Genomic DNA, 12,822 nt, shown 5'->3' with positions numbered 1-12,822 from the left:
CGCCGGGAACGCTAGCCGCGTAAGGCGATGGCGAGCGGCGGATCATCGGTCGCGAGAAGATCGACGCCGAGGCCGAGCATCCGCCGGATCGAGGCCTCGTGATTCGCGCCCCAGACCGACACGCCGACCCCGGCGCCATGCAGCATGGCCAGGCCTTCCGCATCGAGCAGCGATTCATGCACCCCGATCTCGGGGAAACCATGGGCCTGCGCGACCGCGATCGTGCCGCGAAGGCCGAGGGACCGCCATGTTCCGCGCTCCAGGAGCCAGGCAACCCCGGCAAGCCCCCCCGCGGCCTGTGCCTCGGCCATGGTCGGCGCGTCGAAGCCGATGATCCAGCTGCGCCGCCGCAGCCCTGCCCGATCCAATTCGCCCACCACCCGGCCGACCAGCCCGGGATAGGGGCGTCCATCGACCCCCTCCTTGATCTCGATCCGCGGCGCGACGGCCGAGGCCCGGAAGATGTCCAGCATCTCGGCGAGCCGGAGCACCGTATCGCCGCCGCCCCCGCGCAGCCGAAGGCGCCCCAGCGCCGCCGCCGTCTGCGCGGCGACGGGCCCGGCCCCGTCCGTCGTCCGGTCGAGGGTCGCGTCATGGATCACCATCGCCGCGCCGTCGGCGGAGGCATGAACGTCGCATTCCGCCTGTTCGAGCGCGAGCTGCGCCGTGGCCCGGAACGCGGTCAGCCCATTCTCCGGCCACAGGAATGCACCCCCGCGGTGGCTGGCAATGGCGCTGCGATGTGGTTTCATGGGATTGTCCGGTTCCGGCCAGCTCGCCGGGGGTGGCCCGCCATGGCCGAGTTGCCTGTTTCTTTAATGGTGACTGTGACATCCTTCGCCTAGAAGGCGCAAATCCCTGCGGGCTCCGCACGTCCTGGAGGCAGCCTTGTTACGATCGGTGTTTCGCTACTGCTCGGCGCTGGCACTGCTGCCCGCCCTCCTCGCCTTCCTCGCCGCCGGGTCGGTCGCGCAGACCACCGCGTCCGAGCCGATCCGCATCAAGATCGTTGGCGGCCTCGCCGACGTCAGCCAGTTCGTGCGGTATGAGGAGCCGTTCTGGCGCGACCACATCAGGGAGGTGTCAGGGGGGCGCATCGTTGCCGAGATCGCCCCGTTCGACCGCAGCGGCATCCGGGCCCAGGAGATGCTCGCCCTGATGCGCCTCGGCGTCGTCCCCTTCGGCACGGCGCTGCTCGCCGTGGTCAGCAACGAGGAGCCGGAATTCAACGCGGTCGATCTGCCGGTGGTCAATCCGGACATGGCGGCGCTGCGCCGGACCGTCGCGCTCTACCGCCCGCATCTCGAACAGCTCCTTGCCGAGCGCTACGATGTCGAGCTCCTCGCGGTATATACGTACCCCGCCCAGGTGATCTTCTGCCGCGACCGCTTCAGCGGTCTGTCGGACCTGGCGGGGCGGCGCATCCGGACATCTTCCGTCGGCCAGTCCGACATGTTCGCCGCGCTGGGTGCCACGCCCGTCGTCATCCCGTTTGCCGAGACTCTGGCAGCGGTGCGCTCGGGCGTCGTTGAATGCGCCGTGACCGGAACGCTCTCGGCCAACGCAATCGGGTTGCATGAGGCGACGACCTACATGCACAGCATGGCAATCACCTGGGGCCTGTCGATGTTCGGGGCCAATCGTGCGGCCTGGGCCGCGCTGCCGGAATGGGCGCGCACCCTGATCCGACGCGAGCTCGCCATCCTCGAGCGGCAGATCTGGGACGCGACGGAGGTCGAGACGGTCGATGGCTTCGCCTGCAATGCCGGCCTGCCGAGTTGCGCCGGCGGACGCCGCGGACAGGCCACGATCGTAGCCGGCTCAACCGCCGACCAGCAGCGGCGGCTCCGGCTGCTGACCGAAACCATCCTGCCCGGCTGGGTCCGCCGTTGCGGCGAACCCTGCGTCGAGGCCTGGAACCGGTACCTCGCCCCGGCGCTAGGCGTGACGGCGCGCCCCGACTGAGTGATGCAGAATACGCTGTTCCTACGACGGGCGATCTTCCTCGGTGCCATCATCCTGCTGCTCGCGCAGACGACGGCGACGCTGGCGATCATCGACCGCGCGCGGGAGGCGCAGATCCGCGCCGCCGAGGAGTCGGTCGAACGGATCAGCCTGGCCACCGAGACATCGATCAACCGTGCCTTCGTGCAGGTGGATGCGATGCTTGCGGGGTTGCCCGCGATCCTCGCCCATTTCGCCCCGAACGATCAGCTCGACATGGGCGTGCTGAACCGTGTGCTGCGCCAGCTCAACAATCAGAACTTCACGTATCGCGACATCCTTCTTCTGGGCCCCAACGGCTTGCCTGTCGCGACCGCGCTGCCGGTCTCCCGCCGCCGACGGCTTCCGCTGCCCGTCGAGACCGGCTTCTCCGACCTTGTCGAGCGCGGCGGCGGCGTCTCGATAGGTGGTCCGGTCCAGAGCCCCTCGACCGGCGAATGGACGCTGTTCTTTGCCAGGAATGTCACCGTCGTCGGCCTCGGCCCGGTGCTGGCGGTTGCCGAGGTTCCAGTGCCGTCCGTGCGGTTCCTGCTGACGGCTGCCGGCGAAAGTCCCGGGCTCCGCACGACCCTCGAACGTGACGACGGCGTGCTGCTGGCGTCCGTTCCGCACGACGAGACGCGGATCGGCCAGCGCTTGGAGCCCAACGCGCGTGCCACGGGGGTCGGCGCCCAGGCGGTCCTGACAACAAGCCGTTTCTCCGGCGCCCCCGTCTTCGCATCGGTACGGCCGACGCTCTACTCCACGCTGTACATCACCACGACGATCGAAGTCGACGCGGCACTGGCCGGCTGGTACCGCGACCGTATCCGCGCCTTCATCGTCTCCAGCATGCTGGGGCTGGTGATCGTTCTCGTCACGCTCGCACTGATGATCATGCTGCGCCAGCGCGACAAGGCGGAAGCCGAACGCGCACGCGCCCGCCTCACGCTTGAGAATGCGCTGGAGGCCATGTCGGACGGCTTCGTGATGTTCGACGCAGACGACCGGCTGACTGCCTGCAACAGCCGCTACAAGGATTTCTACCGGATCAGCGCGCCGTTCATCCAGCCAGGCGCCACCTTCGACGAGATCATGCGCGAGGGCGCGAAGCGCGGCCAGTATCCGCAGGCCGGCGACGACATCGAGGCCTTCGTCACCGAAAGCAAGGTGTATCACCTCGGCGACCAGCCGACGATGGAACGGCTGCTGCCGGACGGACGCTGGGTGCTCATCACCGAACGGCGCACGCCGGATGGCGGCACGGTGGGTATCCGCACCGACATCACCGCGCTCAAGCGGGCGATCCAGGAGCTCGCCGCGGCGCGCGACGCCGCGGCTGCCGCAGGCGAGGCGAAAAGTCGCTTCCTGGCGCGCGTCTCGCACGAGCTTCGTACGCCGCTGAACGGCGTCCTCGGCTTCGCGCAGGTCCTGCTGCAGGACCCGCGGCTCGAGCCCGAGCAGCGCGAACAGGTGAAGACGTTGCACGAGGCCGGCCGTCATCTGCTCGACCTGGTGAACGGGCTGCTCGACCTGTCGAAGATCGAAGCTGGCCGGCTCGACCTGGCCCCGCGCGTGATCGCGCTGCGCCCGCTGCTGGACGGCTGCGCCACGCTGCTGGCGCCCGAGATCGCGCGCAAGAGCCTTTCCTTCCACCTCGACCTGGACCCGGCTCTGCCCGTGACGGCGGAGCTGGACCCCACGCGGCTGCGGCAATTGCTGCTGAACCTGCTGTCCAACGCGGTGAAATTCACCCCGAATGGCGGGCGCGTGGATCTGCGCATGCGCCGCCTGGGTGAGGACCGGCTGCGGATCGAGGTCCAGGACACCGGGCCCGGCGTTCCGGCCGAGAAGCGGCATCTGTTGTTCGAGGATTTCGTGCAGCTGGCCCCGCACGGCGCGGCGGATGGCCAGGGCACGGGTCTCGGTCTCGCGATCTCCGCCCGGCTGGTCGCCCTGATGGAGGGCGAGATCGGCTGCAGCGAGCCGCCCGGTGGCGGCGCACTCTTCTGGATCGAGATCCCGCTGCATGGCGCCGGTCTGCCGGTGACAGAAGATGCGCCATCCGGCGATCCTTCGCTTGCCTTCGAGGGCGAGACTCCCCTACGGATCCTCGTCGTGGACGACGTGGCCGCCAACCGGCAGATCGCGCAGGCCATGCTGCGCGGCGCCGGGCACAGCGTGGACGTTGCCGCGGATGCGGTGAGCGCCCTGCTCGCCCTCTCGAACGCGCCGTTCGACGCCGTGCTGATGGACCTCCAGATGCCGGGCATCGACGGTTTCGAGGCGACGCGGCGCATCCGTGCCTTGCCGCCGCCCGCCTGCGCGGTGCCGGTCATCGCGCTCACCGCCTCCGCCCTGCCCGACCAGATCGAAGCCACGCGGCGCGCCGGTATGGATGCGCATCTCGCGAAGCCCATCGACCGCCAGGCACTGCTGCAGATCCTGGCGGCGCTGCGTATCCGCGACGCCGCCCCGGCCGCCAAGCCGGCCGAGGCCGCCACGGCGCCGGCGCCGTACATCGACGGCACCACGCTCGACCTGCTTGAGCGCGAGCTTGGCCATGCAGCGCATGGCATCCTCGCCGAGTTCGTCGGGGAAGTGCGTCGCGCCCTCTCGCTGCTGACCAATGCCGGCACCACCGAGAAGGCCGATGCCGGACACGTCCAGCACGCCGCGCACCGGCTCGTCGGCGCGGCGCGCACGCTCGGCGCGACGCGTCTCGCCGGCGAGGCCGAGGCGTTGCAACGCGCGGCCCGCGGCGGTGACCCCTCGCCGGACCTCCAGGCATCGGTGATCACCATCGCCCGGGCGACACTCCCCGAGCTTGAAAAGCGCCTTGGTGTCGATGGCGTCCTCGGCGGTATCCCCGCTCAGGGCATGCCAGTGTCATGACCGCCCCGGCTGGACCGATCCGCCGCCTGGCCTAGGATGTAGGCAAGGCGCGGAGGGATACTGGCGACCATGGGTTTCGGAGATTGGACGGCGAACGACGCGCGGGACGAGCCGCATGCGGAGCTGCGCGCGGTGGCGGCTGCGGCGCGCCGGGCGGAGACGCCCTGCGGCGACGGCAGGATGGTCTGGCGTGCCTGGGGGCAGGGCCGGCCACTGGTGCTGCTGCATGGCGGCTCCGGGTCCTGGCGGCACTGGCTGCGCAACATTCCGGACCTTTCCTCCGATCGCCTGGTGATCTGCGCCGACCTCCCAGGCCTCGGTGACAGCGACATGCCGCCTATGCCCGCCGCGCCGGAAACCATCGCGCCCATACTGGCCGAGGGCCTGAGGATGATCCTGCCGGGCGGCCCCGGCTACGATCTGGCCGGCTTCTCCTTCGGCGCGCTTTGCTCGGGCCATCTCGCCGCCGTGGATCAGGATCGCTGCCTTTCCCTGACCGTCGTCGGCGCCGGCGCGCTTGGCTTCGAGCGAAGCCCGACCACGCTGGTGAAAGTCCGCCAGCTGGAGGGAGTCGACCGTGAGGAGGCCAACCGTCACAACCTCGCCGCCCTGATGTTCGCCGACGCCTCGCGTATCGACGACGTCGCGCTGGCCATGCAGGACCTCCATACGCGCCGCGCCCGCTTCAAGAGCCGCGGCTGGGCCAACACCGATTCTCTGAAGCAGGCCATCGCCCGCGGCCGGGCGCCGCTGGCCGCCATCTATGGCGAGCAGGACGCCATCGCCCGCCCCCATGTCGAACTGAGGCTGGAGTTGATCCGCAGCATGCGTGCCGGCGCGACGGCGGAAGGCATTCCCGGCGCCGGCCACTGGGTGGCCTATGAGGCGGCGGAACCCTTCAACGCCGCCTTGCGCCGCGTCCTGGCGCGGGAGGCCGCCGCGGCGTGACCACGGCAGCCCCCGCGCAGCCGGGGCGCATCGCCACATTGCGCGGGATGGCCTGGATGGTCGCCGCCGGCTTCCTGTTCTGCCTCCTCAACACGATCCTTCGGGTACTGTCGCGGGAACTCGACCCGTTTCAGACGCAGTTTCTTCGATATCTGTTCGGCCTCATCGTCCTCATTCCCTTCATGGTGCGGACGGGTCTTGCGGCATGGCGGCCCCATGATCTGCCGGGCCAGGCATGGCGCGGCGTGCTGCATACCGCCGGCCTGCTGCTGTGGTTCTGGGCGCTGCCTCATGTGCCGATGGCCGACATGACCGCGATCGGCTTCACCGGCCCGATCTTCATCATGGCCGGCGCAGTGCTGTTCCTGGGCGAGGCGATGGTGCCGGCGCGCTGGATTTCGGCCGGCATCGGCTTCCTCGGCGTGCTGATCATCGTCGCGCCGCAGTTCACCGGCGGCGGGGATGCCTTCTGGTCGCTCGTCATGCTGTCCTCGGCGCCGCTCTTCGCCGCATCCTTCCTGATCACCAAGGCGCTGACGCGGCGCGACCGGCCGGAGGTCATCGTCGCATGGCAGGCGATTACGGTCGCGGCGTTCAGCCTGCCCTTCGCCCTGCCCGGCTGGTCATGGCCAACGACGGAGCAATGGGGCTGGTTCCTGCTGACGGGCCTGCTCGGCAGTGCGGGCCATTGGTGCCTGACCGAAGCATTCCGCGTGGCGGACATGTCGGCCACGCAGCCGATCAGGTTCGTCGACATGATCTGGGCGTCGACCCTGGGCTGGCTCGTCTTTGCCGAGATTCCAGCCTCCACGACCTTCGCCGGCGCCGCGGTGATCTTTGCGGCCACGACGTGGATCGCGCGGCGGGAAGCATTGCACCGCTGAGCACGGCTTGCGTCCACGCGGCCTCCGTCGGATCGTAACCCGAACACGCTGCGGCGACGGCGACAGGAGGAAACGATGAAGCATGTAGACAAGGAGCGCATTGCGCAGGCGCCGACGCTGCGGCGGCGCTCCCTGCCCGCCCTGGGGTTCGCCGCGATCGCCGCACCGGCGCTGGCACAGGAGACCTGGCCCGCCCGCCCCATCCGTCTGGTCATCCCATTCGCCCCCGGCGGGCCGATCGACACGGTCGGCCGGCTGATCGGCGAGCGGCTGCGCGAGAAGCTCGGACAACCCTTCATCATCGACAACCGCGCCGGCGCGGGCGGCTCGATCGGGCTCCGCTCGGTCGTGCAATCGCCGCCCGACGGTTACCACTTCGTGTTGACGTCCTCCTCACTCGCCATCTTGCCGGCGATCTACGCGAATCTGGGCTTCGACCCGCGGACGGACCTCACACCGGTCAGCCTGGTGGCGGAGATCGCGACGACCATCGTCGTCCGCGCCGACCACCGCTTTGCAACGCTTCAGGATCTGGTGGCGGAGGCGCGCGCGAAGCCCGGCATCATCACCTACGGCACTTCAGGCATCGGCTCCTCGAACCACCTGTCGGGGGCAATGCTGGCCTCGGTCGCGCGGATCGACCTGACCCATGTGCCGTATCGCGGCGCGGCACAGGCGACCAACGCGCTCTATGCCGGCGATATCGACGTGGTGTTCGCGAGCACCGTGGAAACGCTCGGTCAGGTGCGAGAGGGACGCGCACGCATCCTCGCCGTCACCACGGCATCGCGCATTCCCTTCGTGCCGGAGGTTCCGGCCGCGGTGGAGATCGTGACCGGCTACATCGCTCCGAACTGGTTTGCCATTGCCGCCCCCAAGGGGCTGCCCGAACCGATCCTCGCCCGCATGTCGGCGGAACTCATCGCCCTCCGCGGCGACGCGGACTTCCGCGCCCGCTTCGCGACGCTGGGCGCCGAACCGCTGATGAGCACGCCCGACGTCCTGGCCGCCCGCCTCGCCGAGGACGTGCCGACCTGGCGCCGGGTCGCTGCCGAAGCCGGCATTCGCGCCGAGTGACGACCTGAACGGATCGGAACGCGACATGCGCAAGCTGACCATCGGCGACGTCACCATCACCAGCATCATCGAGCGCGACGGCCCCTGGCGCGCGCCCGAAGCGATGTTCCCCAAGGCCGCTGCCGCACCGGAACTGCTCGCCGAGCGGCTGCGGGAGGTCGAGCCGGAGACCTACGACCCCGCCTCCGGCAAGATGGTCATCACCTACCAGACCTATGTCGTGCGCACACCGCATCACACGATTCTGGTCGATACCTGCACCGGCGAGGATAAGGGCTACCCGCCGCCCATGGACTTCCCGAAGCAGCCTTGGCTCGACGGGCTGAAGGCGGAGGGCCTAGCCTTCGAGGACATCGACTACGTCTTCTGCACCCATCTCCACATTGATCATTCGGGCTGGAACACGGTGCTGCGCGATGGCCGCTGGGTCCCGACCTTTCCCAATGCGAAATACGTCTTTCACCGGCGCGAATACGAAGCGTGGGATGCCAGCACCAGGGCGGCGGAAGAACGCCCGGGGGGCGGTGGCAACGTCCACCGCTTCAACTGCGAGCCGATCGTCGCTGCGGGCCAGGCACTGCTCGTCGACGACGATTTCCAGCTCGACAACCGCATCACGATCCAGCCGACCCCCGGGCATTCACCCTGCCATTGCTGCGTCCACATCCGCAGCGGCGGCCAGCACGCCGTTGTGACCGGCGACCTGATGCACCACGCCCTGCAGGTCCACCAACCCGACTGGTCGACCGTATTCTGCTGGGATCCCGCCGAGGCCGAAGCAAGTCGTCGCCTGTTCTTCGGGCAGGTCGCCGATACGGATGCGAGGATCCTGCCAATTCACTTCCCCGACCCGACGGTCGGCCGAATCGAAACCCGCGGCGATCGCTTCCGCTGGCGATACCTGCGCTGAGCGCTCCCCGGCTTGACGAAGCTCGCCGCCCGGTGGTCCGCTCCGGGCCAACGGAGGACGCGAACCCATGGACCACAGCCAACCCTACGCCGCCAGTGAAGAGACCCGGATGCTGCGGGACCTGGTCGCGAAGTTCGTGGAGCGCGACCTATTGCCGCTCGAGCCCGCCGTGCTGAAGCGCGAGGCCGAGGGCGGCGGCTACAAGCTCTCAACCGAGGAGGAAGCCGGCCTTCTCGCCCGCTGCAAGGAACTCGGCCTGTGGGGCCTCGACGTACCCGAGGCCTTCGGCGGGGCCAACTTGCCGCTCGTCTCCCTTGCGGCGGCCGAGGAAGAAATGGCCCGCGCCTGCGTGCCCTTCATCATCCCGCCGGACAGCCCGAACCTGCACATGATGCTGTCGGTCGCGAGCCCTATGCAGCGGGCGAAGTATCTTGACCCCTACGCGCGGGGCGAGCAGCGGTCGGCGATGGCGATCAGCGAGCCCGGCGCCGGCGGCGATCCGGCCGGCATGACGACGCGCGCTGTGCGGGACGGCGACGACTGGGTTATCAACGGCCGCAAGATCTGGGTGTCCAACGTCCCGAAGTCCGACTTCATCATCCTGATGGCGCGCACCGGCGACGGGAAGCGGCAGGAGGGCGTCACCGCCTTCATCGTCGAGAAGGGAACGCCCGGCTTCATCATCGAACGCGCTATTCCGATGATCGGCGGCCGCACGACCTACGAGCTGGTCTTCGAGGATTGCCGTGTCCCGCACGAGAATGTGCTCGGCGAACCGGGCCGCGGCTATGCGCCGATGCAGCTTCGCCTGAACGTGCGGCGCATGCAGATGGGCGCGCGCTGCATCGGCATGGCGCGCCGCGCGCTGGAGATGATGACGGAGCAGGCGCAGAACCGCGTCACCTGGGGCGTGCGCCTCGCCGACCGTCAGGCCATCCAGTGGTTCGCCGCCGAGGCGGTGATGGAGATGCACGCCTGTCGGCTGATGGTGAACGACCTGGCGGCCAAGCTCGATGCCGGCGCCGATGTGCGCATGGAGGCGTCGATCCTCAAGGTGCGCGCGACGGAGATGGCGCAGTCGGTGCTCGACAACGCGATGCAGACCTTCGGCGCCATGGGCATGACGAAGGAACTGCCGCTGCAGCTCATGCACCAGCAGGTGCGCGTGATGCGCGTCTATGAAGGACCATCCGAGGTGCATCGCAGCGCCATCGGCCGGCGCACGCTCGGTTCCAAGGTCTGAGCCGATGGACGCGCTGCAACGCCCGCTGGAAGGGCTGCTGATTCTCGACCTGGGGCACATCTATCAGGCGCCCTACTGTGCCTTCCTGATGGCCATGGCGGGTGCGACCGTCATCAAGATCGAACCCCCGAACGGCGAACCGCTGCGCCGACGCTCGGCGGTCGCCGGCGGATCGGTGCCGCAGGCGATGCTGAACTCGAACAAGCTTGGCCTGTCGCTGGACCTCAAGAACCCGAAGGGGCAGGAAGTGTTCCTGCGCCTGGTCGATCGTGCCGATGTGCTGATCGAGAACTTCTCTCCCGGCGCGATGGAGCGTCTCGGCCTCGGACATCGGGTGCTGCGCGAACGCAACCCGCGCCTGATCTATGCCTGCGCTTCCGGCTACGGGCAGACGGGGCCCGACCGCAATCGCCTGGCGATGGACCTGACCGTGCAGGCCGCAGCCGGCATCATGCACACCACCGGCTTTCCCGACGGACCACCAACCAAGGCCGGCCCCACCGTCTGCGACTTCCTCGGCGGCACCCACCTCTATGGCGCGGTGATGACGGCGCTCTTTGCCCGCGAACGCACAGGCAAGGGCGGTTATGTCGAGGTCGCCATGCAGGATGCCGCCTACGCCACGCTGGCATCCGCCATCGGGATGCATTTCGGTGGCAAGACCGACGGCCTGCCCCCACGGACCGGCAACAGCCACGCCGGCCTCGCCATGGCGCCGTACAATGTCTATCCCGCCTCCGACGGCTGGATCGCCATCATCGTCGTCACTGAGGAACATTGGGACCGGCTGTTGCGCGCCATGGGGCAGGATGCCCTGATCGGCGACGCGCGCTTCCGCAGCAATCCCGACCGCGTAAAGCACATGGCGGCGGTCGATGCTCTGGTCACGGCGTGGACCTCCAGGCACACGCGTGCGGAGCTGGAATCACTGACCCGGCAGAAGGGCGTGCCCGCCGCGCCGGTGCGGACGCTTGAGGAAGTCCTCGAAGACCCCGGCATGCATGAGCGCGGCATGCTCCGCTGGGTGGATCACCCCGAGGTCGGCCGCGTCGTCCTCCCCGCCACGCCACTGCGCATTGAAGGCGCGCCGCCGCCCGATTTCGTGCCGAGCCCCTTCCTGAACCAGCATGAAGGCGACGTGCTGACCGGCATTCTGGGACTTGCGGATGAGGAACGCGAAGCGCTGCGCGAGGCCGGCGCTCTCGGCCCGCGCTTCGCGCCGCGCTGAGCTACCGGGCCGGCGTGCGGGCGCGTTGCTGCGCCCATTGCTCGTCGGTCCAGTCGAGCATCTCCTGCGCGCCGGCCCGCGCTCCGCTGAGCAGCCGGCGCCCGCCATCCGCGACCACCCATTCGCCGGTGATGTAGCCGGCGTGGTCGGAGACGAGGAAGGCGGCGAGATCCGTCAGTTCGTCATGCTTCCCGGCGCGGCGCAGAGGCACACCGCTATGGTCGACGCCGCCCGGGCGCAGCCGTGCGACGGCGGCCTCGGTCGGGAAGGTCCCTGGTGCTATGGCGACCAGCCGGATGCCATGTGGGCCCCACTCCACCGCAAGGCTCTGCGTCATCGCGAGCAGCCCCGCCTTCGCCATCGCCGACGGCGCCGTGAAGGCCCCACCCTGCAACGCCGAAAGCGTGAGGATCGACAGCACGACGCCAGGCTGCCGGGCCTCGATCCAGCGCCGCCCGCAGCCGATGGTGCAATAAGCCGCGCCGTGCAGCGTGGTGCCGAGCACCGCGTCCACCGCACGTCCCGACAGCTTGTGCGTCTGCGCCAGGAAATTCGCGGCGGCGTTGTTGACTAGAATGTCGGGTGGCGCCGCGCGCCAAACGTCGTCGAGCATCGCCTCGACCGCCGCCGGGTCACGAATGTCGCAGACATGCGTGGTGACGTCGGCGCCCGGAATCTCGGCACGGAAAGCCTCCGCCGTAGCCTCCAGCACCACGCCGCGCCGGCCGCAGATGGCGAGCGACGCGCCGAGTTCCACGAAGCGTCGCGCGATGCTGCGCCCGAGCCCGGTGCCACCGCCCGTGACCAGCGCCCGTCGTCCCTGCAGCAAGCCGGGGGCGAAGGCCATGTCAGCTGCCCGTGTAGCTGGGCTTGCGCTTCTCGCGCATCGCGGCCAGCGCTTCCTTGTGGTCCGTCGTGGTGTGCGCGACCGCCTGCATCGCCGAAGACATCTCCAGCACCGTGTCCAACCGGTTGTTCCACGCCTCGCGCAGCAGGCGTCGCGCCATGCGCACCGCCTGGGGCGGGTTCGCCGCGACGCGGGCGGCGAGTGCCCGCGCCGCGGGGATCAACTCGGCATCCGGCACCACCTTCGAGACGAGGCCGGCGGCCAGCGCTTCCTGCGCCGAGAGCGGATCGCCTGTCAGCGCCATCTCAGACGCCTTGGCGAAGCCGACCACCCGGGGCAGCAGCCAGGCGCCGCCATCGCCCGGGATGATGCCTAGCTTCACGAAGCTCTCGGCGAAGCGCGCGCTCTCGGATGCGATGCGAAGGTCGCACATGCAGGCGAGGTCGCATCCCGCCCCCATCGCCGGACCATTCACCGCGGCGATCACCGGCAGTTCCAACATCTCCAGCAGTCTGGGAATGCGCTGAATGCCCCAGCGATAATAGCCGCGCGCCTGTGCAGCCGTGCGCTCCTGGGGCCCACTCGCCGCTTCACCCATGCGCCGCACATTACCGCCAGCGCAGAATGCCGTTCCGGCGCCGGTTAGGATCGCGACGCGTACCTCCTGCCCCGCATCCAGCGAGGACAGTGTGTCGAGCAGCGCGTCCTGCATCTCCGGATCGAGCGGATTGCGCGACTCCGGGCGGTTCATGGTGAGAAGGGCAATGCCCTCCTCGATCTCGACCTTCAGCGGCGCATCCATCGGCG

General features: G+C 69.2%; 11 protein-coding genes. 8 read left to right on the top strand and 3 right to left on the bottom strand.

Features of this window, described 5'->3' with window-relative positions:
* Nucleotides 1–11 precede the first annotated feature (11 nt).
* Nucleotides 12–752 carry a glycerophosphodiester phosphodiesterase family protein gene (locus GXW78_RS00930; RefSeq protein ID WP_211865218.1) on the bottom strand — a complete coding sequence of 247 codons (741 nt, stop codon included), beginning with the start codon at nt 750–752 and terminating at the stop codon, nt 12–14.
* A gap of 136 nt (nt 753–888) precedes the next feature.
* On the opposite strand from GXW78_RS00930, the gene GXW78_RS00925 reads away from it, so the two are divergent.
* From GXW78_RS00925 to GXW78_RS00890, 8 genes are all read left to right on the top strand, one after another.
* Nucleotides 889–1,965: a TRAP transporter substrate-binding protein gene (locus GXW78_RS00925; protein ID WP_246521732.1), complete on the top strand. Its 1,077-nt coding sequence runs from the start codon at nt 889–891 to the stop codon at nt 1,963–1,965.
* A 3-nt stretch (nt 1,966–1,968) separates the two neighbouring features.
* Nucleotides 1,969–4,878, top strand: coding sequence for an ATP-binding protein (locus tag GXW78_RS00920; protein ID WP_211865216.1), 2,910 nt, complete (start codon nt 1,969–1,971; stop codon nt 4,876–4,878).
* Between the two features lie 69 nt (nt 4,879–4,947).
* Complete coding sequence (locus GXW78_RS00915; protein ID WP_211865214.1) at nt 4,948–5,826, top strand: alpha/beta fold hydrolase; 879 nt, start codon at nt 4,948–4,950, stop codon at nt 5,824–5,826.
* Nucleotides 5,823–6,710 (top strand): DMT family transporter, encoded by an 888-nt coding sequence (locus GXW78_RS00910; RefSeq protein WP_338147647.1) that lies wholly within the window; start codon nt 5,823–5,825, stop codon nt 6,708–6,710. Before GXW78_RS00915 ends, GXW78_RS00910 begins: the two co-directional genes overlap by 4 nt.
* A 75-nt stretch (nt 6,711–6,785) precedes the next feature.
* The gene (locus GXW78_RS00905) at nt 6,786–7,787 is read left to right on the top strand and encodes a Bug family tripartite tricarboxylate transporter substrate binding protein (RefSeq protein WP_211865212.1); all 1,002 of its coding nucleotides are present in this window, start codon (nt 6,786–6,788) and stop codon (nt 7,785–7,787) included.
* Between the two features lie 25 nt (nt 7,788–7,812).
* Nucleotides 7,813–8,697, top strand: coding sequence for an MBL fold metallo-hydrolase (locus tag GXW78_RS00900; RefSeq protein WP_211865210.1), 885 nt, complete (start codon nt 7,813–7,815; stop codon nt 8,695–8,697).
* 67 nt (nt 8,698–8,764) lie between these two features.
* On the top strand, nt 8,765–9,940 hold the full coding sequence (locus tag GXW78_RS00895; protein ID WP_211865208.1) for an acyl-CoA dehydrogenase family protein: 1,176 nt from the start codon (nt 8,765–8,767) through the stop codon (nt 9,938–9,940).
* Between the two features lie 4 nt (nt 9,941–9,944).
* A complete protein-coding gene (locus tag GXW78_RS00890) occupies nt 9,945–11,168 on the top strand; it encodes a CaiB/BaiF CoA transferase family protein (protein WP_211865206.1) in 1,224 nt (407 codons plus the stop codon).
* A 1-nt stretch (nt 11,169) separates the two neighbouring features.
* On the opposite strand, the gene GXW78_RS00885 is transcribed toward GXW78_RS00890, so the two are convergent.
* Both GXW78_RS00885 and GXW78_RS00880 read right to left on the bottom strand, forming a co-directional pair.
* A complete protein-coding gene (locus tag GXW78_RS00885) occupies nt 11,170–12,015 on the bottom strand; it encodes an SDR family oxidoreductase (protein WP_211865204.1) in 846 nt (281 codons plus the stop codon).
* 1 nt (nt 12,016) lies between these two features.
* Nucleotides 12,017–12,817, bottom strand: coding sequence for a crotonase/enoyl-CoA hydratase family protein (locus GXW78_RS00880; protein WP_211865202.1), 801 nt, complete (start codon nt 12,815–12,817; stop codon nt 12,017–12,019).
* Nucleotides 12,818–12,822: the final 5 nt, after the last annotated feature.

Origin of the sequence: Neoroseomonas terrae (assembly GCF_018129025.1) — a bacterium.
Classification (GTDB): Bacteria; Pseudomonadota; Alphaproteobacteria; order Acetobacterales; family Acetobacteraceae; genus Neoroseomonas; species Neoroseomonas terrae.
This window is presented reverse-complemented; position numbering and strand designations above follow the sequence as displayed.

Coding starts and splice junctions, on each gene's coding strand:
- GXW78_RS00930 (WP_211865218.1), bottom strand. CDS start 752: ATGAAACCACATCGCAGCGCCATTGCCAGCCACCGCGGGGGTGCATTC.
- GXW78_RS00920 (WP_211865216.1), top strand. CDS start 1,969: ATGCAGAATACGCTGTTCCTACGACGGGCGATCTTCCTCGGTGCCATC.
- GXW78_RS00915 (WP_211865214.1), top strand. CDS start 4,948: ATGGGTTTCGGAGATTGGACGGCGAACGACGCGCGGGACGAGCCGCAT.
- GXW78_RS00905 (WP_211865212.1), top strand. CDS start 6,786: ATGAAGCATGTAGACAAGGAGCGCATTGCGCAGGCGCCGACGCTGCGG.
- GXW78_RS00900 (WP_211865210.1), top strand. CDS start 7,813: ATGCGCAAGCTGACCATCGGCGACGTCACCATCACCAGCATCATCGAG.
- GXW78_RS00895 (WP_211865208.1), top strand. CDS start 8,765: ATGGACCACAGCCAACCCTACGCCGCCAGTGAAGAGACCCGGATGCTG.
- GXW78_RS00890 (WP_211865206.1), top strand. CDS start 9,945: ATGGACGCGCTGCAACGCCCGCTGGAAGGGCTGCTGATTCTCGACCTG.
- GXW78_RS00885 (WP_211865204.1), bottom strand. CDS start 12,015: ATGGCCTTCGCCCCCGGCTTGCTGCAGGGACGACGGGCGCTGGTCACG.
- GXW78_RS00880 (WP_211865202.1), bottom strand. CDS start 12,817: ATGGATGCGCCGCTGAAGGTCGAGATCGAGGAGGGCATTGCCCTTCTC.